Annotated in this window: 20 protein-coding genes; 3 read left to right on the top strand and 17 right to left on the bottom strand. The window is 49.4% G+C overall.

Features of this window, described 5'->3' with window-relative positions; translation table 11 throughout:
- The 12 genes from BN587_RS11910 to BN587_RS06420 all read right to left on the bottom strand — a co-directional run.
- Nucleotides 1–1,895: CarD family transcriptional regulator (locus BN587_RS11910; RefSeq protein WP_044484429.1), on the bottom strand; the 1,895-nt coding region annotated here is incomplete at its 3' end.
- Nucleotides 1,896–1,957: 62 nt separating this feature from the next.
- A complete protein-coding gene (gene glpX, locus BN587_RS06370; protein WP_021720310.1) occupies nt 1,958–2,920 on the bottom strand; it encodes a class II fructose-bisphosphatase in 963 nt (320 codons plus the stop codon).
- A gap of 126 nt (nt 2,921–3,046) precedes the next feature.
- The gene (locus BN587_RS06375; protein ID WP_021720311.1) at nt 3,047–3,598 is read right to left on the bottom strand and encodes a YIP1 family protein; all 552 of its coding nucleotides are present in this window, start codon (nt 3,596–3,598) and stop codon (nt 3,047–3,049) included.
- A gap of 6 nt (nt 3,599–3,604) precedes the next feature.
- Complete coding sequence (sppA, locus tag BN587_RS06380) at nt 3,605–4,561, bottom strand: signal peptide peptidase SppA (protein ID WP_021720312.1); 957 nt, start codon at nt 4,559–4,561, stop codon at nt 3,605–3,607.
- Between the two features lie 190 nt (nt 4,562–4,751).
- Nucleotides 4,752–6,377: a CTP synthase gene (locus BN587_RS06385; protein ID WP_021720313.1), complete on the bottom strand. Its 1,626-nt coding sequence runs from the start codon at nt 6,375–6,377 to the stop codon at nt 4,752–4,754.
- Between the two features lie 114 nt (nt 6,378–6,491).
- Nucleotides 6,492–8,216 carry an arginine--tRNA ligase gene (gene argS, locus BN587_RS06390; protein WP_021720314.1) on the bottom strand — a complete coding sequence of 575 codons (1,725 nt, stop codon included), beginning with the start codon at nt 8,214–8,216 and terminating at the stop codon, nt 6,492–6,494.
- Nucleotides 8,217–8,247: 31 nt separating this feature from the next.
- A complete protein-coding gene (locus BN587_RS06395; protein ID WP_021720315.1) occupies nt 8,248–9,714 on the bottom strand; it encodes a DUF1846 domain-containing protein in 1,467 nt (488 codons plus the stop codon).
- A 1-nt stretch (nt 9,715) separates the two neighbouring features.
- Nucleotides 9,716–10,135, bottom strand: a complete 420-nt coding sequence (locus BN587_RS06400) for a DUF1934 domain-containing protein (protein ID WP_021720316.1) — start codon at nt 10,133–10,135, stop codon at nt 9,716–9,718.
- Nucleotides 10,136–10,420: 285 nt separating this feature from the next.
- Entirely contained in the window at nt 10,421–10,849 is a 429-nt protein-coding gene (locus BN587_RS06405; RefSeq protein WP_021720317.1) for a hypothetical protein, read from the bottom strand.
- Between the two features lie 121 nt (nt 10,850–10,970).
- Nucleotides 10,971–12,251, bottom strand: coding sequence for a CHAD domain-containing protein (locus BN587_RS06410; RefSeq protein ID WP_021720318.1), 1,281 nt, complete (start codon nt 12,249–12,251; stop codon nt 10,971–10,973).
- A 38-nt stretch (nt 12,252–12,289) separates the two neighbouring features.
- Entirely contained in the window at nt 12,290–12,661 is a 372-nt protein-coding gene (locus BN587_RS06415; RefSeq protein WP_021720319.1) for a VOC family protein, read from the bottom strand.
- A gap of 29 nt (nt 12,662–12,690) precedes the next feature.
- Nucleotides 12,691–13,200, bottom strand: coding sequence for a DUF456 family protein (locus BN587_RS06420; protein ID WP_021720320.1), 510 nt, complete (start codon nt 13,198–13,200; stop codon nt 12,691–12,693).
- 167 nt (nt 13,201–13,367) lie between these two features.
- Here BN587_RS06420 and BN587_RS06425 point away from each other — a divergent pair, with 167 nt between their 5' ends.
- The 3 genes from BN587_RS06425 (at nt 13,368) to trxA (ending at nt 15,825) form a co-directional block, all read left to right on the top strand.
- Nucleotides 13,368–14,498, top strand: a complete 1,131-nt coding sequence (locus BN587_RS06425; protein WP_021720321.1) for a mechanosensitive ion channel family protein — start codon at nt 13,368–13,370, stop codon at nt 14,496–14,498.
- Nucleotides 14,499–14,597: 99 nt separating this feature from the next.
- Entirely contained in the window at nt 14,598–15,482 is an 885-nt protein-coding gene (locus BN587_RS06430) for an NAD(P)/FAD-dependent oxidoreductase (RefSeq protein ID WP_021720322.1), read from the top strand.
- Nucleotides 15,483–15,519: 37 nt separating this feature from the next.
- Complete coding sequence (trxA, locus tag BN587_RS06435; RefSeq protein ID WP_021720323.1) at nt 15,520–15,825, top strand: thioredoxin; 306 nt, start codon at nt 15,520–15,522, stop codon at nt 15,823–15,825.
- A gap of 184 nt (nt 15,826–16,009) precedes the next feature.
- Here trxA and nifJ read toward each other — a convergent pair whose 3' ends face one another.
- The 5 genes from nifJ to yedE form a co-directional block, all read right to left on the bottom strand.
- Nucleotides 16,010–19,522: a pyruvate:ferredoxin (flavodoxin) oxidoreductase gene (gene nifJ / locus BN587_RS06440; RefSeq protein WP_021720324.1), complete on the bottom strand. Its 3,513-nt coding sequence runs from the start codon at nt 19,520–19,522 to the stop codon at nt 16,010–16,012.
- A gap of 191 nt (nt 19,523–19,713) precedes the next feature.
- Nucleotides 19,714–20,754 carry a selenide, water dikinase SelD gene (gene selD / locus BN587_RS06445; protein ID WP_021720325.1) on the bottom strand — a complete coding sequence of 347 codons (1,041 nt, stop codon included), beginning with the start codon at nt 20,752–20,754 and terminating at the stop codon, nt 19,714–19,716.
- 15 nt (nt 20,755–20,769) lie between these two features.
- Nucleotides 20,770–21,018 (bottom strand): DUF3343 domain-containing protein, encoded by a 249-nt coding sequence (locus tag BN587_RS06450; RefSeq protein ID WP_021720326.1) that lies wholly within the window; start codon nt 21,016–21,018, stop codon nt 20,770–20,772.
- Nucleotides 21,015–21,221, bottom strand: a complete 207-nt coding sequence (locus BN587_RS06455) for a sulfurtransferase TusA family protein (protein ID WP_021720327.1) — start codon at nt 21,219–21,221, stop codon at nt 21,015–21,017. The genes BN587_RS06450 and BN587_RS06455 overlap by 4 nt, the downstream gene beginning before the upstream one ends.
- 9 nt (nt 21,222–21,230) lie before the next feature.
- Nucleotides 21,231–22,304 (bottom strand): YedE family putative selenium transporter, encoded by a 1,074-nt coding sequence (gene yedE / locus BN587_RS06460; protein ID WP_021720328.1) that lies wholly within the window; start codon nt 22,302–22,304, stop codon nt 21,231–21,233.
- Nucleotides 22,305–22,313 lie beyond the last annotated feature (9 nt).

Consider the following 22,313-nt stretch of genomic DNA (forward strand, 5'->3'; position numbering starts at 1 on the left):
TTCAGCAGACGAACCTCTACACCGAAATTGCGCACGCGCTCCTTGAACGTAAGATAATGCTGCTGTGCCAGTACAGTTGTCGGCGCCAGCACCGCCACCTGCTTGCCGTCAAGCACAGCCTTAAAGGCAGCACGCAGTGCCACCTCAGTCTTACCATAACCGACATCACCGCACAGCAAACGCTCCATAGGCTGCGGCTTTTCCATATCAGCCTTGATTTCCGCAATCGCCTTCAGCTGGTCAGGCGTTTCCTCATAGGGAAACGCTGCTTCAAAGTCCTTTTGCAGCTGGCAATCAGGCGAAAAAGCGTGACCTGGCATAATCTGCCGCTGAGCGTACAAACGCAGCAGCTCCTCAGCCAGCTCTGTAATCGCCTTCGCCGCCTTAGCTGTAGTACGCTTCCAATCTGTACCGCCCATTTTAGAAAGACGCGGTACACTGCCTTCACTGCCGACATATTTATGCAACATGCCAACCTGCTCCACTGGAACATACAGCTTATCATCACCGGCATAGGCCAAAAGCAGATAATCACGGTGGATACCGTCAAGAACAACGTTTTCTACGCCTATATAACGACCGATGCCATGTACCTTATGAACAACATAATCGCCTGCCTTAATATCTGAAAAATACTGCAGCTGCTGCCCCTGGTTTTTGGTATGCAGACGTTTGCGCTTTTGCATGCCGAAAATATCATTTTCCGTCAGCAGCAGCCATTCTTCATCCCAAAAACGGAAGCCATGGTCCAGATCACCATAAGTAACATTGACTACTCCCGGCTCAAAGCTCTTTTGGGCAAAATGTCCCTTCAGCCCATAGTTATGCAGATTATCAGCAAAGCCGCGAGCCTTAACGCTGCTGGAAAGCATAATCAACGGTGTAATTCCCTCTGCCAGCCAGCTCTGCAAATCTTCTACCAGCAAGTTTGTATTTTTATTATAGGGAGCTACTGCACGTACAGGTATATTCAACGTCGGCAGCTGCTGTAAATAGCTGTGTCCTAACGCCGATACCAGCATCACTCCATTAACAGCCAATCGTTCTATAATCTCCTGCTTGCCGAAAAGCTCGGCAGAATGCAGCTTATTTTCCTTATCAAGCTTTTCCAGCATGCTGAAAACATGCACCGGCTCGTCAACAACTACCAGCGTATCAGCAGCACAGTATTCGAAAATATCAGCATCATAGCTGAAGCTTTCATCCACCTTCAGCGGTGCAATCTTAACGCTGCGGAGAGTCTGCAGACTGCGCTGTGTATCAACATCAAAGCTGCGCATAGCGTCAAGCTCATTGTCAAACCATTCGATGCGTATAGGTGCGCTGGCGTTAATGGGGTACACATCCAGAATATCGCCGCGTAAGCAGAACTGTCCTAATGCATCAACCTGCTCCGTACGCTCATAACCCAAATCCAGCAACGTAGCTGCTACAGAGCGCTGTTCATATACCTCGCCTACAGCAAGCTGCAGCGCCTTACCGGACATACCGCTCGGACGCAGCTGCTTTTGCTGCAGCGCCTCCGCTGTGATAAAGACAATACCGCGCTCCTCGCCACTCAAAAAGCGTAGTGCGGCAGCACGTCCTGCCTGCAGCTCCAGGCTCTGCGTATCCGCCTGCACACGCGGTAAGCTTACAGGATAAAGCTCCTGCATCGGTAACTCAGGGTACAGATAGTTCAGCTCGCGCCTGTAGGCACGGATTTCTTCGCGTGATGCAGTAATAAAGGCCATACTTCCCTTGCTGCCTGCCAGCTTGTCGATGGCAGCCAAAAAGACCGGCTTGCTGCTTCCAGCCAACCCGGTTAAAATACAGGCCTGTTTTTTCTTTTGATATTCGGCAACCTGCTGTACTTCCTTAACAGCGGCAACCTTATTGACTAATAAATTTTCCATAGGCAATCTAATTGATAAATAGGGCTGTTACAAACGTAACAGCCCTATAACCGGTTTTAAAATTAAAGCTTAACAGCAAGCACCTTGCGGTCCAGGCTGTGAATAGCATCAACAAAACGTACAGTGCCGGTTTTATAACGGGCAGAAATAGTATGGGTACGTACACCATCGCCGAAGTAACGCAGACCATTCAACATGTTGCAGTTGGTAATAGCGGTAGCAGTAAACATGCAGTCATCGCCTTTTACCAGGTCATCCAGAGTCAGCACCTTATTAACATCGGTAATACCCATTTGCAGGCAACGTTGAGCTTGAGCTTCATCTTCGGGAACCAGACGAGCTTGCATATCGCCGCCCAGGCATTTAACAGCAGCAGCACCCAGAACGCCTTCCGGAGCGCCACCCTTACCAACGTACATATGCACGCCGCTGCCTTCGATACAGCATTCAACAATCGGGTTAACGTCGCCGTCAGTAATCAGGGAGATACGTGCGCCAGCCTTGCGGATTTCGTCCATCAGACCATAATGACGCTCGCGGTCCAGCAGAACTACGTTCAGGTCGCTTACTTTACGGTCCATAGCCTTAGCAACACGTGCCAGGTTTTCGCTCATCGGAGCATTGATATCGATGCAGCCTTTAGCACGGGGGCCGACAGCGATTTTATCCATGTACATATCAGGAGCATGCAGCAGGCAGCCACGCGGAGCGATAGCAATAACTGCGATAGCGCCGTTTTGTCCTTTAGCAACCAGGTTGGTACCCTCAATCGGGTCAACAGCAATATCAACCTCAGGTCCGCCAGCACCTACTTCTTCGCCGATATACAGCATCGGTGCTTCATCCATTTCGCCTTCGCCGATAACAACGGTACCTTTAATGTTTACGGTATCAAAGGCTGCACGCATAGCGTCAACAGCCAGGCCGTCAGCACCATTCTTATCGCCTCTGCCTACAAGATGACCGCAGGCAATAGCTGCCGCCTCGGTTACACGTACAAATTCCAAAGAAAGCTCTCTGTTCATTCTTCACAACACTCCTTAATATAATTTCATATGGTAATAGCACTGCTTGTGCAGCGCAAGAGAATTAACTCTATGTCCAACCTTTATTATGACACGTTTATTCTGATTAATCAATCTAAATTTTATTTATAGCAGAAGCATCAGGCAAACCTGCCACGGTAAAATGAAGACGATATACAGTAAAAACAGGCTGAATACTACGGTTACGCCCGCGCGAAAGGCATCGACAAGATATACAGCCTCCAGCGACCGCACCAGAAGATACAGCATCCACAGACAGCCGACGAGGAACAAGAAGCCTAAAAGCGGTAAGCCGTTCAGTCCCATCCTGCCTGCCAGCAATGCACCCGGCGTGAGCAGCAGAAACGGCAGCGTTGTATATCCCAAAAGACAGATGAGCCCGACAGGGTCGCCTGCCAGCGCACCGAAGGTTTCCATAATGCCGTGCAGCAAAAAGCCGTAAAGCGTTAAAGCTGTTCCCGCAATCAGCACCGTAGCAATAATAATGCCGAAGCGCACCTCCAGCGGCGAATCCAGCAGCCAGCAGTTTGTTGCTACGCCAAAAAAGCTAAAGCTGAGGGTAAAGTAAAAAGCACTGCGCCAAAGAGACGGCTGCTTAGCAATCGCAGCCATGCCTGCACCAGGCTCAAAAAGTACCTCAAAGGTTTTGCGCCTCATAGCTCATCACCTCGTCATACCGCCAGCCGGAGCACTGCTTTGCTGCAGACTGCCCGTCAGCTGGTTCACAAGCTCCGCTTTAATCAGCTCCGCAACATGAGCGCTAAGCAAAAATTCCCAAGGCTGTTGTTTTTCCTTAACCTTAACTGGCGGCAAGCCGTCAGCACCAGGCTTAATTTTTCCCAATTCACCTGCAGCAGCCAGTGCATCATAATAATCGCCGATTTCATCTACCAGGCCTAGGTTTTTAGCCTGCAGACCGGTATAAACACGACCGTCAGCCAAGGTTTTCACCTTGCTTTCTTCCATTTTACGACCAACAGCAACCGTTGTCACAAACTGCTCGTAAATTTCGTTGACAATGTTCTGCAAAATAGCCTGTTCTTCAGGCGTCATCGGTCTGTCGCTGCTCATGATATCCTTATAGGGCCCGCTTTTAATCTTGTTGCTGGTGATGCCGATTTTTTTGAACAGCTCTTCCGTATTCATATACGGCATATAAACACCAATACTGCCGGTAAGTGTAGTAGCATTAGCATAAACCTTATCGCTGGCGCAGGCTGCAATCCAATAAGCAGCACTCGCACCGGTATTACCCATAGTTGCCACAATCGGCTTTTTGGTTTTCTCCTTAAAGCGCTTCAGTTCACGTCCAACCTCTTCAGCAGCCGTAGCACTGCCGCCGCCGCTATCAATACGCAGCACCAACGCCTTTACGCTGTCGTCAGCAGCTGCCTCGCGAATCTGCTTCATAATACTTCCGCTTGTTATACCTTCAGCCTGGCTGAAAATATTATCCCTGCTGCCAGCACCGCTTGCAATCGTACCGGAAATATTAATTACAGCTACGCGGTCAGGCACAGTAACGGATTTCTCATTGTTGTTATTGCCCTTGAGCAATGAAACAACAAAGCTCAGCACAGCCAAAAGCAGCACTGCGCTGATAAAAATTTTCTTAAGCATTTAGTCACTCTCCTCCCTAATAAACTTATCGTCTGACACAAGCAAGAACTCCCCTCAGGCGAATGACTTACGGCAATTGCGCCTAAGGTGCCAAAGGGGAGTATTCTTATTTTGTCACAGCTGAGCCCAAAGCAGCATAGCGACTTCACCTAGAGAAAAGCTGAAGCACCTGACATTTTAAGCTCAACCTTTATTGATGGTGCTTTACAGCTGCACCTACAAAATCTCTGAACAACGGATGTGGATTTGTCGGACGTGATTTGAATTCCGGATGGAACTGCGCACCGAGGAACCACGGATGCTCGCTCTCAGGCAATTCCACAATCTCTACCAGGCGACCATTAGGCAGTGTGCCGCCAAGAACTAAGCCCTTGTCCACAATTTTCTCACGGAAAGCATTATTAAACTCATAGCGATGACGATGACGTTCGTAAATCAGCTCTGCATTGTAAGCCTTGCTGGTCAGCGTATCGGGATAAACCTTACACGGATACAGTCCCAGACGCATAGTACCGCCCAAATCCTCAACATCAATCTGTTCAGGCATCAGGTCGATAACAGGATGCGCACTGTTCGGATTGAACTCCGAGCTGTTGGCATCAGCCATACCGCAAACGTGACGCGCAAATTCAATTACTGCACACTGCATGCCCAGGCAGATACCGAAGAACGGAATCTTGTGCTCACGTGCATATTGAATAGCTTTAATCTTGCCTTCGATACCACGGTTGCCGAAGCCGCCAGGTACCAGAATGCCGTCAACGCCGGCCATCACCTTATCCATATCCGTATCATCTGCTTCAATTTCTTCTGCATTTACCCAATGGATATCAAGCTCGGTTTCATTGGCAACTGCTGCATGACGCAAGGATTCCGTAATAGAAATATAAGCATCCTGCAAAGCAACATATTTGCCGACTACGGCGATAGTTACCTTCTTGTTATATTTTTTCAGAATGCGGGCCACCATATCATGCCAGCCCTGCATATCCTTCGGCTTGTCCTCCATTGCCAGCTTGCGCAAAACAATGGTATCAAGTCCCTGTTCCTCCATGAGCATCGGTACTTCGTAAATGCTTCTTGCAGTAAGGTTTTGGATAACTGCATCCGGATCTACGTCACAGAACATAGCCATTTTCTCACGCATTTCCTTGGAAATAGGCTTTTCACTGCGGCAAACCAGGATATCCGGTGAAATACCGATACTGCGCAGCTCTTTGACGCTATGCTGAGTCGGTTTGGTTTTCAGCTCACCGGCTGCGGAAATATAAGGCACCAGCGTAACGTGAATATAAAGCACATCGTTCTTGCCGACATCCTTTTTTACCTGACGGATGGCTTCCAAAAACGGCAGGCTTTCAATATCACCTACAGTGCCGCCAATTTCCGTAATAACAAAGTCGGCATTATCCTGTTGGCCTACGCGGAAAACACGCTCTTTGATTTCATTTGTGATATGCGGAATGACCTGTACGGTACCACCAAGATAATCGCCACGGCGTTCTTTATTTATTACACTCTGGTAAATCTTGCCTGTGGTCGTATTGGAGTTTTTGGACAGGTTGATATCAATAAAGCGTTCGTAATGTCCCAAGTCAAGATCAGTTTCCGCACCGTCGTCAGTAACAAAAACCTCGCCATGCTGATACGGGCTCATTGTGCCCGGGTCAATATTGATATACGGGTCGAACTTCTGGATAGTAACCCTATAGCCGCGGCTTTTCAGCAAACGTCCCAGGGACGCAGCAGTGATGCCCTTGCCCAAAGAAGAAACAACGCCGCCTGTCACAAAAATGTACTTAGTATTAGTAGTCATGATTTTTAACCCCCTCAGATTTCATAAAATGCTACAAAAATATTAAATTGTATCTAAACTCACTGCAGGCGGCAAAGCCCAAGGACTCTGCCACCTGCAAAAGAATTTCTTAAATTACATTCTTTCCGGAGCAGAAACGCCCAGAATGCCCAAAGCATGACGGATGGTGTGACCAACTGCCTTCACCAAAGCAATGCGGGCTTGTTGTAAATCTGTATCTACGCCCAGAATACGGCATTGGTTATAGAAGGAGTGGAACAAAGTTGCCAGCTCGTAGGTATAGGTTGCCACATGATGTACAGCGCGTTCGCGGGCTGCACGGGCAAGCAGTTCCGGATATTCGCCCAGCTTTTTAACCAGCGCCAGCTCTTCGGGAGCCTGCAGAGTATCCAGCTTCAGCTCATCAAGAGCTACAGCCTCAATGCCTGCTTCGGCAAGCTGACGGGCAATGCTGCAGATACGCGCATGTGCATATTGGATATAGTAAACCGGGTTCTCGTTGGATTTTTCGGTAGCCAGAGTCATATCAAAATCCAGCTGGCTGTCTAAGGAGCGCATGCAGAAGAAGTAACGTGCCGCATCAACGCCAACCTCATCCATCAGCTCGCGCAGAGTGATGGTTTCGCCGGTACGCTTGGACAGCTTAACGATATCGCCGTTGCGGTACAGGCGTACCATTTGCAGCAGCAGCACCTCCAGCTTATCGGCATCAAAGCCCAAAGCACTTACAGCAGCCTTCACGCGGGCAATATAGCCGTGGTGGTCAGCGCCCCACAGGTTGATGATGCGGTCGAAGCCGCGCTCGAATTTGTTGCGGTGATATGCAATATCGGCAGCAAAGTAGGTGGAAACGCCGTTGTCACGGATAACAACGCGGTCCTTATCATCGCCGTAAGCAGTGGAATTAAACCATTTTGCGCCGTCCTTTTCATAAACGCAACCTTTTTCCTCAAGGAATTTGCAGGCCTCGCGGATTTTGTCGGCATCATGCAATGATTGCTCGCTAAACCATACATCGAAGGTTACGCCAAAGGCTTCCAGATCCTCTTTCAGGCCTGCCAGCTTTTCTTTATAAGCAATTTCCAGGAATTTTGCCAGACGCTCTTTTTCCTCTAAAGCAACGAATTCCTTGCCATAGATACGGATAATGCGCTGAGCGGTTTCAATGATATCATAGCCATGGTAGCCGTTTTCCGGGAAAGGAATGCCGGTCGGCATTTCGTCCAGCTGCTTAACAGTAAGGTCAGCAGGAACGCCGCCCATTTCCTCCAGCTTCAACAGCTGCAGGTAACGTGCATTGACAGAAGCTGCCAGATTGTTCATCTGATTGCCGGCATCATTGATATAGTATTCGCTTTCAACATCATAACCTGCAGCACGCAACAGGTTAACCATAGCACTGCCGACTGCGGCACCGCGGGCATGGCCTACATGCAGCGGGCCGGTGGGGTTAGCGCTTACATATTCAACCTGAACGCGGCCCAAGCCGTTAGCAGGCAGGTTGCCGTAGTTTTCACCGGCAGCCAGAATGCCTGCCAGCAAATCAGCGGTCCAGTTTTGTTTCAGATAGAAATTGATGAAGCCGGGACCGGCAATTTCCATTTTATCTACGGAAGCACAGTCCAGATTATCAACAACAGCCTGTGCAATCTGACGCGGTGCACAATGCAGGCTGCGGGCAGACTGCATAGCAAAGTTGGTTGCAAAATCGCCGAATTCCTTTTGCGGCGGAACCTCCAGCATAACCTCGGGCAAAGTACCCGGTTTCAAAGTGCCATTATCGACAGCTTTTTGCGCTGCATCTTTAATGGCAGCGGCTAATAAATCCTTTATATCCAAAGCAAAATCTCTCCTTCTCTTTATTTATTGCTTATTTTGTTTCGTAAATAGGGTCATTAGTCAGTTCAACGCCCAGCTTTTTGAATACCTTGAAATCGCCCTCTGTCAGCATAACGGTAGAGTGAGCCTGACAGCCCTTCAGCTCCGGCAGCTTTTCCAGCGCCAGCTTAGCCAAACTGTCCGTTGCGGCACACATGGAAAGCGCTATCAGCACCTCATCCATATGCAGACGCGGATTGCTGCTGCCAAGGTAGCGTGTTTTCAGATTCTGAATCGGGTTAATATAGGTCGGCGAAATCAGGTGCATTTCATCCGCAATACCGCCAAGTTCCTTAATAGCGTTCAACAGCACGGCACTGGCAGGTCCCAGCAAATCCGTAGTTTTGCCGGTAACAATTCTGCCATCAGCAAGCTCCAGCGCAATAACAGCGCACTTGCGTTCTTCCGCAACCTGCTTGGCTACGGTAACAACGCGGCGGTCATTTACGCTGACCTTAGCCTGCTTCATCAGCAGCTCCAGCGTATAAACCTCCTGCTTGCTGGCCTCATCCAATGCCAGACGGTTCAGGGACTGATAATAGCGGCGGATAATTTCCTGACGGGAAGCCTCACAGCAGACCTCATCATCACAGATGCAGTTGCCTGCCATATTAACACCCATATCGGTAGGCGATTTGTACGGGCAATAGCCGTAAATACCTTCAAAGATTGCTGCAAGTACGGGATAAATTTCAACGTCACGATTATAATTTACCGTGGTTACGCCATAAGCCTCCAAATGGAAGGGGTCAATCATATTAACGTCCTGCAAATCTGCCGTAGCAGCCTCATAAGCCATGTTTACAGGATGCTTCAAAGGCAGATTCCAGATGGGGAAGGTTTCGAATTTAGCATAACCGGCCTTAATGCCGCGTTTGTTTTCATGATACAGCTGCGACAGACAGGTAGCCATCTTGCCGCTGCCAGGACCGGGAGCAGTTACAACTACCAGCGGACGTGTAGTTTCTACATAATCGTTCTGTCCATAGCCCGCATCGCTGACAATATGCTCCACATTATGCGGATAGCCTTCAATCGGATAATGGTAATAAACCTTGATATCCAAAGCCTCCAGCTTATTCTTGAAGCTTTCGATGGATTTCTGCCCCTTATATTGCGTAATAACAACGCTGCTGACATAAAGTCCCTTAGAACGGTAAACCTTTACCAGACGCAGTACGTCCAAATCGTAGGTCAGGCCTAAATCGTGACGCACCTTGTTATTTTCGATATCATCGGCATTGATGGAAATAATCATCTCTGCCTGATCCGCCAGCTGCAGGAGCATCTGCAGCTTACTGTCCGGAGCAAAGCCCGGCAGTACGCGGGAAGCATGGTAATCATCGAACAGCTTGCCGCCGAATTCCAAATAAAGCTTATCGCCGAATTTACTGATGCGCTCTCTGATATGCTCAGATTGCATGGTCAAATATTTTTGATTATCAAAACCTATTTTCATATTAAATTTCCTCAACCTCAATTAAAATCTTCATCTCGCCGTAAGGCTTCTCATCGTGATACAGTGTATATTCCATTTCCAGCTCCCACATGCCGTTGCGGAAATGGGTATATACATAGCTTGTTTCCGTCGTCAGAGGAATTTTCATATAAGGTGTCTGATAAAGGCTTTTATCTACATATCCACGGCGGAATTCCTGTCTGTGGTCTACGCTGCCGCTACGCATGACTATAACGTGCTCATCATCCCATTTCAGCGTTGTCTTGGTATTATCCAGACCGGACTGTTCATCCTCCTTATAGATTACGTAGTATTTGCCGCCTTTTTCCGTCATCATACCCGTATACTTTTGTTCAGAAGCCTGAGCCTCACTGCCCTCATCCTTCGTTGTACTCAAAATACGAATTTTTACCGGCTGCATAGTACGTGCCTCCATAAACAAGATAGAGCCTGCACCGTTTCGCCACACCATTATGATCGAAAGGTCGCAAGCCCTACAAGATTTTTGTCAATCTAATGCCATTAAACTTTTCTGCACTAAAAGACCTCTTATATTCTTCAATATTATATAACAGCTATAAAGCACAGTCAAGAAATAGCATAAGGAAGTGCGCCATTTCCCCTAGCAACAGATCTAAAAATTCAACCAAAAACGACAGAGTATACTGCCATAGTATAGCTCTGTCGTCAGTTTTTATCTGAAATTTTATTTTTTAGCTTCTTCCTTAGCTGCTTCTTTTTGTTGCGGGAGCATTACACTGAAATCATGCAACAAAGGCTTCTCGCCGTTCAGCTTAAAGAGATATACGAAGCGGGCAGCAGGTTTTTTCTCTGCAACAACCTGATACAGCAGCACGTCTGCACCATTGTGTTTTTCAACAACAAGCAGTTGATTGGTAGTCAGCTTACCAAAATCCTTAGCCAGCTGTGCCTGCAGGTTAGTATAAGCCTTTTCATCCCAGTTCTTTTGCATATCCTCTGTCATCATAGAGGTAATGGCCTTATAATTGCCGCCACTGATAAACTTAGCTGCAATTGCCTCCTCGGAGTCCAGCACCTTGCCGTTAGATGCGCTGCAAACTGCGCTGAAAGCCAACATCATAACCATTGTAACCAGCATTAATATTTTTTTCATGGAAATCTCTCCTCCCATATGCTTAATATGTGTTTAATTATAGTCTTTCGCGCCTGCAAGTGCAAGCACCGCCATAAAAACTTTACAATCTTATTTGCATTGTTTCACAAAGCCAAAGCAATTACAGATTTTTATTCTTCCACTCCGTCAGCTGACTGCTGAAGGCTTCCCACTGCTGCGGCAACGCTTCCAGCGCCGCATCAGCCTTGGCCTGTTCCCAACCGCTGAACAAGGCCGCCTCATAACGCAGCTCCTTAATCTTGGGATTCGCCGCCACCAGACGTTCCACCATCAACGTGTTGATATAATCATCATGCAGCAGTCCCAGCATATCCTGCAGATACTTCAGACTGCGCAAGAGGCGTGCTTCCGGAGCCAGCTCCGGCACGCTCTGCAGCGCATAGCGGAAGCGCTTGAGCTTGATGCGGATGCGATGCAGCTGCTCCATATTATGCAGGTCAGGATATTTTTCCGGCAGCTCCAGCAGCTTATCATACCAATTACCGAAACGACGCGATAAAAACTCGGCCAATGCAGGCTCCTTTTCAGGCGCAGGCGCACTATACAGCCATAAAAGCAACTGAGCCAGCTCCAGCGTCAGGCGGTTCAGTCTCAGTCCGCGCAGTGCTTTAGCTGCCGCCGTACCGCGCAACTGCGTCAATAGCGCCGTAAGCTGCGGCAACACTACCTCCGCCTGCTCCCGGCTACGCTGCAGGCGCGCGCAGATCTGTAGTGCCACATCATACTCCCGCACATCACCCAAAAGGTTGGTGCGTGCCTTCAGCACTCCCTGCCAATGCACCGCCTCCTCCTCAGGCAGCAGCGGCTTGCACAGCGTCAGCAGCGAGCGCAAGCGCCTGAGCTTGACGCGCAGCTGACGCATCAGGCTGCGTTCCGGGCCGCGGCTCAAAACCTCCTGCCACAGCTTGCTTACATAATAAACCTGCCACGGAAGATGGCAATACAAAAGACTCATAGCACTGTCCGCATCGTAGGCTGCCAGCTGCTTTTGGTCAAAGCAGCCTCGCAGCTGGTCAAGACGCTGTGAAAAGTCCGGCTCTTCCAACACAAATTTTGTTTTGGAAGCCAGCAGCTTCTGCAGCAGGCCGTCAACAGCTTTTGCCGCTTCTGCATTATGACATTCAAATTCAATAATAATATCCGCTATCGCCAACAGCTTGTCGCTAACCAGCAGTGTACCCCAGGCACAATACAAGCGCACACCGTCAATATTTTCCGGCGTAAAACGCGTCAGGCGATATTTGTACATATCATTATCATTAAAATATTTTTCTTTGATTTTTACCTTGACGGTACTGCCAGGCAGCAGCCTTTTCGCAAGATTAAGCAGCTGCGCCTGGTTTTTTACTTCCAGCCCATGCAGACACAGCTTTTGTTTCATGTCATCTACCTCCCGGACCTTAACGCTTATTTATGCGCTTATTTGTTCTTCGGTACAATTTCCAGCCAATAATTATCGGGATCGGTAATAAAGTAAATTCCCATAGCAGGATTTTCATAGCAAATGCAGCCCATTTCCTTATGCTTAGCATGCGCAGCTTCGTAATCATCTACCAAAAATGCCAGATGGAATTCATTTTCGCCCAAATTATAAGCCTCCTTGCGGTCACGCAGCCAGGTAAGCTCCAACAGATGCGGAGTTTTGCCGTCCGTCAGATATACCAGCATAAAGCTGCCGTCCGCAGCCTCCTTGCGGTGGTCTTCCTTCAGCCCCAAAGCCTCTTCGTAAAACTTCAGGCTTTTTTCCAAATCCAATACGTTAAAGTTATTATGTGCAAAAGTAAATTCCATAATGTACACCTCTCAGTGAATTATATATTTTAAAAAAACACTACCTGCTTCAAAAGCAGTGCAGCTAAAGCAATACCTGCTGCCAGCTTTCCCATAATCGCTAAAAAGCGCATCTTTGCTGCCGTCCAGGCCAAATGCATAGCATCAGCAGAAATACCTGTACGCGCCAGCTCATAGGCAAACGCAGCCGCAAAGGCACCTGCCATACCGCCGAGCAACGAGCCTAATATCGGAAAAATCAATGTACCGAGCAGAGTGCCGGCAAAGCTTCCCAAGGCAATGAAAATAACCGCGAACCAAGACACTTTACTGCGTTTGATGCCGAAAAGGCCGACGCAGAACTCCCAAAATTCACCCAAGGCATAAATGAGCACCATAGCAGACAGCAGTCTGCCGTTAAAATAAAGTACCTCATCAAAAAAAGCAAACATCAACGATGTCAGTAAAAGCAAAGTATTTCCCGGAAGGTCGAATATTGTCAGTATCGGTCCCGATATAGCTATGAAGATTGCAAATGTACGCTCAACCAGCAGTTCCATAACATGCCTCCGTCTATTTATATTGTATTAATTATACCACATCCATAAACATACAAGTTTACTAAAGTGTCACGAGAATTAGAAATAAATGTAAAATCGTTGTGCGGTATCGCAGAAAATGCTAAAATTAGTTATGCTGAAAAACTCTTAACCAAGGAGGTTCCCTCGTGAACGATATATTGCTTACTCTTAAACCCTGGTACCCTTCCATAAGTGCCTTTCTTTTCTTTACCGTTGTCCGCTACATCTATAAAAACTTTTTCATCCGCCTTTTACGCCGTCTGAATAACAAGGTATCCTTCGGCTACGGCGAGGATTTTCTTAACGCCTTTGAAACACCTATCAACATTGCACTCTTTATTATCGCATTCTATGCGGCAATCAACCTGTCGCCGTTGGCATCAGTACACGATTTCAGCTTTACCGATCGCATTCTGCGCACAATCATTGTCACCAACTTTTTTTGGGGCCTGTATAACCTGATTAATACAACGCACGGCGTTTTCTTCGATTTGCTGGAAAGATTCGGTATCCAGACCGATGAAGCTATCGCCAACATTCTAGCGACTGTTTTCCGTATGATTATTATCATGCTGGGCTTTGTAACCGTAGCCCGCGAATGGAATTACGATATCAGCGCCTTTATCGCCTCCCTCAGTATCGGCTCTTTGGCTGTTGCATTTGCAGCCAAGGATGCGTTGGCCAATGTTTTCGGCAGTATGATAATCCTGCTCGACAAGCCCTTTAAAATCGGCGACTGGATTAAAGCCAACGGCATCGAGGGCATCGTTGAAAGCGTTTCCTTCCGCAGCACCTGTATCCGCACCTTTCCGCAGGAGCTTGTTTATATTCCGAACTCTCTCCTCAGCAACACGCCGATTACCAACTATACGTTGCGCGAACGCCGCCGCATCGACTTTACGCTTGGCCTGACCTACGGTACAACGGCTGCCCAAATCGAGGAATTTATCTTCAAGCTGAAAAATTATCTGGAGGATCTCACGCTTATTGACGAAAATGATGTACGCGTTCATTTTCTCACCTATAACAGCAGTAGCCTTGATATCCGTGTTGTCTGCTACGCCAAAACAGGCAAGCACCTCGAATACCTCAACATTATGCAGGAAATCAACCTGCATACCTTGGAGCTGCTGGAAGAAGTGGGCGTAAGCTGCGCCTTCCCCAGCACCAGTCTTTATTTTGAAACTCCGCTGCAGGAAAATGTTACCGAACAGCCTGCCAAAGCACACGCCGAAGCTGATAAGCCAAAAGATAACAGCACCTCTGCCGGCTGCTAATTCACTATTATTTTGCAGAAAAATTTTGCAAACTGAGTTATAATAAAATAAAGAATAATTTTCCATTTTATCTCAGTTTACATTGACAGGAGGCTGCCTATGACTAACAACATTAAGCAAGCGATTATTATCGGCGGCGGTCCCGCCGGAGTAAGTGCCGCTCTTTATCTGGCGCGCGCCGGTCAAAAGGTATGCATCATTGAAAACGGACCCGGCGCACTGGCCAAGGCACATAAAATCGACAACTATTACGGCATTGCCGCTTCCGGAGCCAAGCTCTATGCAGCAGGACTGGAACAGGCACGCTCGCTGGGCGTAGAAATTTTGCAGGATGAGGTTCTCGGCGTTGAATACACTGACCGCTTCACACTTAGCTTAAAGAATACGGCCGAGCAGCTGCAGCCAGAAGCACTTATTCTGGCTACCGGCAGCAAGAATATTACGCTCAACCTTCCCGGACTTATCGAGCTGGAGGGCAAGGGCATAAGCTACTGCGCCGTCTGCGACGGCTTCTTCTTCCGCAAAAAGCGGGTGGCGGTTTTAGGCAACGGTGCCTACGCTCTGCATGAGGCAGCTTATCTTAAACAGCTGGCAGGCAGCGTCACCATCCTGACCAACGGACAAAGCGGCGACACAGCCAAGGCTGCAGGCTTTGAGGTAACCACCTCTGTGCTGCAGGCAGTAGAAGGCAACGGCAAGCTCAGCAGCATCCGCTTTACCGACGGCAGCACGCTTGCCGTCGACGGCTTGTTCATCGCTCTTGGCACAGCAGACAGCACCGATATGGCGCGCAAGCTCGGCGCAGAGCTGAACGGACGCTTCATCCGTATCGACGGCGACGGAGCGACTAACATCCCCGGACTTTTCGCTGCCGGCGACTGCACGGGAGGCTTGATGCAGGTGGCTAAGGCAGTACACGAGGGCGCACGTGCCGGCCTGACAGCGTTAAAGTTTTTGCGCCAACATAAGACAGAAGAAAAATAACTAAAATTTTTACCGAAACACCTAAGGAGTGATAATTATGGCATTAGAAATTACTACAGCAAACTTTGAGCAGGAGGTTACCAATTCTACCCAAACAGTTCTCGTTGATTTTTGGGCATCCTGGTGCGGCCCCTGCCGTATGCAAGCTCCGATTTTGGAAGCCTTTGCCGAGGAGCACAGCGATATCAAGATTACAAAATGCAACGTTGATGATAACCCGGAGCTGGCAGAAAAATTTGCTATTATGAGCATCCCCAGCCTGCTTGTTTTCAAAAGCGGCAAGCTGGTAAAATCCGCAGTCGGCCTGCACGATAAGGAAGCGCTGGCAGCACTGGTAAAATAATTTCTTGACGAAAAAATCCCGGTTATGGTTTTTGAATAAGCCATGCCGGGATTTTCTTTGTTTTTAAGCATAAAAAGAACTCCCTACGAAGCACTGCATGAACAGAGCACATAGAGAGTTCTTTATTTTTCTTTTTGCCATGCCGCTTACGCAGCACGGCTTATTTTTTAATTAAGCAAGAATTTTATTCCTTGCCTGCCAGCTTTTTGTAGCCGTCCAGACGAGTCATAGCGTCCTTCTCGGTCTTTTCGAACAATGCTTCCGCAGTATCCGGGAACATCTTTTGCAGAGAGCTGAAACGAACCTCGCCCATGAGGAAGTCACGGAAGTTTGCGGTAGGCTCTTTGCTGTCCAGAATGAACGGATTCTTGCCTTGCTCCTTCAGTTCCGGATTGAAGCGGTAGGTTGCCCAGTAACCGCAGTCAACAGCACGTTTTTCTTCGAGCTGGCTGCAGCCCATGCCAACCTTCAGGCCGTGGTTGATGCAAGGTGCGTAAGCAATAATCAGGGACGGGCCGTCATAAGCCTCTGCTTCGGCAATAGCCTTAAGAGTCTGGTTCTTGTCGGCGCCCATAGCAACCTGCGCAACATATACATAGCCGTAGCTCATAGCCATCATGCCAAGGTCTTTCTTCTTGGTCTTTTTGCCGCTGGCAGCAAATTTAGCGATTGCCGCAGTCGGAGTAGATTTGGAGGATTGACCGCCGGTGTTGGAATATACCTCGGTATCGAATACCATAACATTGACATTCTCGCCGGATGCCAGTACATGGTCCAGACCGCCGTAGCCGATATCATAAGCCCAGCCGTCGCCGCCGAAGATCCAGTGGCTGCGTTTAACAAAGAATTGCTTCTCGTCATACAGAGCAGCGCATTTATCGCAGTTGTCTTTGTATTTTTCCAGTACAGCAGTCAGCGCTTCGGCACGCTCACGGGTGCCTTCGCTGTCGTTGACATGCTCCAGCCAATCGGTCAGCGCAGCCTTGAGATCCTCAGGCAGCTCGCCTTCCAGCATAGCTTTTACCATGTCTTCTACACGCTCACGGGATTGTTTAACGCCCAGGAACATACCTAAGCCATATTCAGCGTTATCCTCGAACAGGGAGTTTGCCCAGCTCGGACCATGACCCTTGCAGTTTTTGGTGTACGGCATGGACGGAGCGGATGCACCCCAGATAGAGGTACAACCGGTTGCATTGGCAATCATCATACGGTCGCCAACCAGCTGGGTTACGAGCTTAGCATACGGAGTTTCGCCGCAGCCTGCGCACGCACCGCTGAACTCAAGCAGCGGCTGCTCGAACTGAATACCCTTCATGGTCTTCTTGTTGAGCGGATTTGCCTTCGGAGCAACCTCCTTCTGGCTGTATTCCCATGCAGCAGCTTTATCAAGCTGAGTATCGAGCGGTTTCATAACGAGAGCTTTGGCTTTCGGAGCCGGGCATACCTGAGCGCAGTTGCCGCAGCCGGTGCAATCCAGCGGGGATATGCTCATGCTGAACATCAGGCCTTTAGCGCCGATAGCAGGCTTGCTAGGCAGAGTTGCCGGAGCCTTGGCAGCTTCTTCCTCGGTCATGAGAACCGGACGGATAGCAGCATGCGGGCAAACGAAGGCGCACTGGTTACATTGGATACAGGTGTCCATCTGCCATTCCGGTACGTCGATAGCGATGCCGCGTTTTTCGTAAGCAGCAGTACCGCTCGGGAAGGTGCCGTCTGCATAATCAGCAAAAGCGCTTACCGGCAGCTTGTCGCCTTCCAGCTTGTTCATCGGAACGAGCAGCTTGTCAATGAACTCGTTGCCGGTTGCAGCTTCGGCAGCAGTATCGCCGGCCTCAGCCCAGCTTGTGGGAACATCAACGGCAACAATAGCATCAATGCCTTTGTCGATAGCAGCATTGTTCATGTCGACAATGTTCTGGCCCTTCTTGCCGTAGGAATGCTCAACAGCATCCTTCAGGTATTTCACAGCGTCAGCCAGAGGAATAATATCAGCCAGCTTGAAGAAAGCAGACTGCATAATCATGTTGATGCGGCCGCCCAGACCGATTTCCTGAGCAATCTTAACAGCATCAATGATGTAGAATTTGATATCGTTTTTAGCGATGTAGCGTTTGAGCTGACCGGGCAGCTGTGCGTCGAGCTCCTCAGCGCTCCAGTTGCAGTTCAGCAGGAAGGTGCCGCCTTTTTTCAGGCCTGCGGTTACATCATATTTATGAACATAGGACTGATTGTGTACTGCAACAAAATCGGCAGCATCAATCAGGTACGGTGCCATAATCGGGGTATGACCGAAGCGCAGATGGGAAACAGTTACGCCGCCGGATTTTTTACTGTCATAGGAGAAGTAGCCTTGAGCGTACATATCGGTGTGGTCACCGATGATTTTGATAGCACTCTTGTTGGCGCCGACAGTACCATCACTGCCCAGGCCCCAGAATTTGCAGCCCTTAGTGCCTGCTGGAGTTACGTCAATGCCTGCGACGCACGGCAGAGAGGTGTTGGTTACGTCATCAGTAATGCTGATGGTGAAGTTGTTTTTCGGTTCTGCACTTGCCAGATTATCGAACACAGCTACGATATCGCCTGGCAGCAGGTCTTTGGAGCCCAAGCCGTAACGGCCGCCGATAATCATAGGCTTGCGGTCGCTTGCATAGAAGGCAGCACGTACATCAAGATACAGCGGTTCGCCGAAAGCGCCCGGTTCTTTGGTGCGGTCCAATACAGCGATACGTTTTACGCTTTGCGGAATTGCGCCCATGAAGTGCTCGATGCTGAACGGACGATACAGGTGAACTACGAGTACGCCAACCTTTTTGCCCTCTGCGTTGAGCTTTTCAACAACAGTGCGGACAGTTTCGGAAGCAGAGCCCATGATGATGATGATATTTTCTGCATCCTCAGCGCCGTAATAGTTGAACAGATGATATTCACGGCCGGTCAGCTTACTGATTTCGCCCATGTAATTCTCTACGATTTCCGGCAGAGCATTGTAATAGGTGTTAACAGCCTCGCGAGTCTGGAAGTAAATATCCGGGTTTTGTGCGGTGCCGCGGATAACAGGATTATCCGGGTTCAGGCCGCGTTTACGGAATGCATCTACCGCATCCTTATCCAGCAGCTTTTCAAGATCAGCATAATCCATAACCTCAATCTTCTGGATTTCGTGGGAGGTACGGAAGCCGTCGAAGAAGTTCAGGAACGGTACACGGCCTTTGATAGCACTCAAATGTGCTACGCCTGCCAGATCCATAACCTCCTGTACGCTGCCTTCAGCCAGCAATGCAAAGCCGGTCTGACGGGTAGCCATAACGTCCTGATGGTCACCAAAGATAGACAGAGAGCTGGTTGCCAGTGCACGTGCTGAAACGTGGAAAACTGCGGGCAGCAGCTCGCCGGCCATTTTATACATATTAGGAATCATCAAAAGCAAGCCTTGAGATGCGGTGTAGGTAGTAGTCAGCGCACCTGCCTGCAGAGAGCCGTGAACCGCGCCGGAGGCACCTGCCTCGGACTGCATTTCCATCAGCTTAACGGTTTGCCCGAAAATGTTCTTTTTGCCTTGGGCAGCCCATTCATCGACAACCTCAGCCATCGGTGAGGACGGAGTAATAGGATAAATTGCAGCAACATCGGTAAATGCGTAGGAAATATACGCAGCAGCTGTGTTGCCGTCCATTGTTTTCATTTTTACCATTGGATTCCCTTCTTTCTTGAAATCACAAAATTACTTGACCTTAATTTTTACAGGAAAAACTTTCCGGTTCATATAATTAGTATACACTACTCAGCCTTGTTTGTAAAATATCTGCATAAATGTATACAGCATTTTTGCGTAAATAAAATGTGAAAAAAGATGCCGCCAGTTAAGCAGCATCTTGAAAATATTTATGCTTCCAGATAAATCGCACTGTCAAGTTTTTCGGTCACATAGCCGATAATCCGCGTACCCGGAGCGACTGCCTGCAGCTCTGCCAGACAGGACTTAGACTCCTCCGTGGGAACGGCACACAGCAGGCCTCCGCTCGTCTGCGGGTCGTAAAAAATATCCTGCAGCGCACGCGCGACAGCTCCCACAACGCGCACACCTGCTTCGGCAAAATCACGGTTACGATAGGCGCCTGCAGGGATAAAGCCCATATCCGCCATCTCGTATGCTTCCTCGTGATAGGGCACAGCCTGCGCCTTCAGGTGCACGGTAACGCCGCTGCCCTGCGCCATCTCCAGACTGTGTCCCAACAGCGCAAAGCCTGTCACGTCGGTGCAGGCATGCATGCTGTAGTTCACAAGCACATCATGCGCATATTTATTGAGCGTACTCATCTGCACATACAGCTTATCGAGCAGCTCCTGCTCTACTAAGCCGGCCTTTGCCGCCGTCGTCAGAATGCCTACGCCCAAAGGCTTTGTCAGCAGCAGTACGTCACCGGGTTGCGCGCCGCTGTTCGTCCACACATTTTCAGGCTTCACAAAGCCTGTCACCGCCAAGCCGTAAATCGGCTCCGCGCCGTGAATGGTGTGGCCGCCGGTGATAATTGCCCCTGCTTCATAGGCCTTGGCGTAACCGCCGCGCAAAATCTCCTGCACGGTTGCCTTGTCCATTTTCTCGGGAATGCACATGATATTCAGCGCCAGCTTCGGTTCACCGCCCATAGCATAAACATCACTCAAAGCGTTCGTTGCCGCAATCTGTCCGTACATAAAGGGATCATCGACAATCGGCGGAAAGAAATCCGTTGTCTGCACAATCGCCAGCTCGTCGCTCACACGATAAACACTGGCATCATCGCTTTTATCGTAGCCTACCAAAAGATTAGCATCATAATGCGTCTGAAAGCCCTCCAGCAAATTGCACAGCGTACCGGCACCCACCTTGGCACCGCAGCCGGCACAGCTCGCCAGCTTCGTCAGCTTTACTTCGTTTTCCATAGCTCAAACCTCCGCTTATTCGGCAGCAGTATACAAAACCTCGTAGCCATCCTCCCGCTCACGCACTATCTGCTCCAGCTCCGGTGTCTGCAAAGACGCTGCATCCTCCAGTGCCTCCGTTTTAAAAAATACGCAGGTACCGCAGCTGCTGCTCAGGCTGCGCGGCACAGGACGCACCTGCGCCTGCCAGCCGCGCTCCGCGCAAAGATGCTGAAAGCGCACCGCACCGAAGTGCGAAAAGAACGTTGCAATATACTGCATCATTTGCTCAGGGACAGAGTAAATTCTCCGTTCTGCTCCGTCACAGCAACCTTATAGCCCTGATGCTGTGCGTAGCGTGTTACATTTTCCTTGGAGGTATTATTATCCACTATTACCTCATAAGCAGCCTCGCCGCTCATCATCGCCTGACGCGTCAGGATAACTGGTTCGGGACAGGAAAGTCCTCTTGCATCAATAGTTTTCATAGCGTTTCCTCACTTTTTATATGTATTCAGATAAGCGATCACAGTAACAACAACTATACCGATAACAACAGCAATCTGACCGTTGGCAGTGGGACCGTTCCCGCTGGAGGCCAGGCCAAAGTTATGCGCAAAGGCCGCACCCACGATAAAGCCCAGCAGAGTTACTGCGCTGTCGGAGTTGCCTTCGCCGGACAGCACCAGCTGACGCATCGGGCAACCGCCCAAGAGTACGCAGGCAAAACCCGCCAAGAAAAGTCCCAGCACGTTCCACAGCGCATCGGTGTGCGCAATAGGCTGCGCTGCAAAGCCCACCTTGAAAAAGGCACCGCCGGTTACAGAGGTCAGCACAACATTGCAAGCAGCAGCTGCCGCAACAACAGCCACAAAGCCCCACAGCATTTTAGTTTCTCTAAAGAGAATAAAATCGCGGATACCGGCAATCATGCAGAAGCGTGTGCGCTGCGTAAGATAACCGACTGCCACTGCAGCAATCAGGCTCACAGCAACAGCCGCATGTTTGGCACCGGGGCCGCCACCCGCCTTGGTAAAGTGGATGAAGGCCGGTGCGGCAACGAGCAGCACCAACAGTACAACGGCAATCACCGACATAATGCTGCCTTCCGCCGCCGTCATCTTATAAGTACGCTTCAGGCTGTAGCCTCGGTTCAGAAAGAAAATGCCGGCACAAATGCCTGCCGCAAAGCCAACCAGACCGACAACAGCGTTCAAGTCACCGCCGGCGATACGCAGCAGCATTCTGAACGGACAGCCCAAAAACATCAGACAGCCAATCATCGCAAAAAAGCCCAGCACAAAACGTGTCAGCGGAGAGCTGCCGCCCTTCGGCGAAAACTCACCGTGCAGATAAGCTGCAGCCAAGGCGCCCAGCACCAGACCGCTAATTTCCGGACGGATGTACTGCACAGCCTTTGCGGCATGCAAGCCCAAGCCACCAGCAGTATCACGCAAAAAACAGGCAATACACAGGCCCATGTTGGCCGGATTGCCGAAAAACACCAGCATTGCTGCCACCAGGCCGATAATCGCACCGGTTGCAACAATCGTTACTTGTTCATTTTTCATAAAAAGCCT

Origin of the sequence: Phascolarctobacterium succinatutens CAG:287 (genome assembly GCF_000434895.1) — a bacterium.
GTDB classification, from domain to species: Bacteria; Bacillota; Negativicutes; order Acidaminococcales; family Acidaminococcaceae; genus Phascolarctobacterium_A; species Phascolarctobacterium_A succinatutens_A.

What these genes read in the sequence shown, in the direction of transcription:
- glpX (WP_021720310.1), bottom strand. Translation starts at nt 2,920, where the DNA reads ATGAACAGAGAGCTTTCTTTGGAATTTGTACGTGTAACCGAGGCGGCA.
- BN587_RS06375 (WP_021720311.1), bottom strand. Translation starts at nt 3,598, where the DNA reads ATGAGGCGCAAAACCTTTGAGGTACTTTTTGAGCCTGGTGCAGGCATG.
- sppA (WP_021720312.1), bottom strand. Translation starts at nt 4,561, where the DNA reads ATGCTTAAGAAAATTTTTATCAGCGCAGTGCTGCTTTTGGCTGTGCTG.
- BN587_RS06385 (WP_021720313.1), bottom strand. Translation starts at nt 6,377, where the DNA reads ATGACTACTAATACTAAGTACATTTTTGTGACAGGCGGCGTTGTTTCT.
- BN587_RS06395 (WP_021720315.1), bottom strand. Translation starts at nt 9,714, where the DNA reads ATGAAAATAGGTTTTGATAATCAAAAATATTTGACCATGCAATCTGAG.
- BN587_RS06400 (WP_021720316.1), bottom strand. Translation starts at nt 10,135, where the DNA reads ATGCAGCCGGTAAAAATTCGTATTTTGAGTACAACGAAGGATGAGGGC.
- BN587_RS06405 (WP_021720317.1), bottom strand. Translation starts at nt 10,849, where the DNA reads ATGAAAAAAATATTAATGCTGGTTACAATGGTTATGATGTTGGCTTTC.
- BN587_RS06410 (WP_021720318.1), bottom strand. Translation starts at nt 12,251, where the DNA reads ATGAAACAAAAGCTGTGTCTGCATGGGCTGGAAGTAAAAAACCAGGCG.
- BN587_RS06415 (WP_021720319.1), bottom strand. Translation starts at nt 12,661, where the DNA reads ATGGAATTTACTTTTGCACATAATAACTTTAACGTATTGGATTTGGAA.
- BN587_RS06420 (WP_021720320.1), bottom strand. Translation starts at nt 13,200, where the DNA reads ATGGAACTGCTGGTTGAGCGTACATTTGCAATCTTCATAGCTATATCG.
- BN587_RS06430 (WP_021720322.1), top strand. Translation starts at nt 14,598, where the DNA reads ATGACTAACAACATTAAGCAAGCGATTATTATCGGCGGCGGTCCCGCC.
- trxA (WP_021720323.1), top strand. Translation starts at nt 15,520, where the DNA reads ATGGCATTAGAAATTACTACAGCAAACTTTGAGCAGGAGGTTACCAAT.
- nifJ (WP_021720324.1), bottom strand. Translation starts at nt 19,522, where the DNA reads ATGGTAAAAATGAAAACAATGGACGGCAACACAGCTGCTGCGTATATT.
- selD (WP_021720325.1), bottom strand. Translation starts at nt 20,754, where the DNA reads ATGGAAAACGAAGTAAAGCTGACGAAGCTGGCGAGCTGTGCCGGCTGC.
- BN587_RS06450 (WP_021720326.1), bottom strand. Translation starts at nt 21,018, where the DNA reads ATGATGCAGTATATTGCAACGTTCTTTTCGCACTTCGGTGCGGTGCGC.
- BN587_RS06455 (WP_021720327.1), bottom strand. Translation starts at nt 21,221, where the DNA reads ATGAAAACTATTGATGCAAGAGGACTTTCCTGTCCCGAACCAGTTATC.
- yedE (WP_021720328.1), bottom strand. Translation starts at nt 22,304, where the DNA reads ATGAAAAATGAACAAGTAACGATTGTTGCAACCGGTGCGATTATCGGC.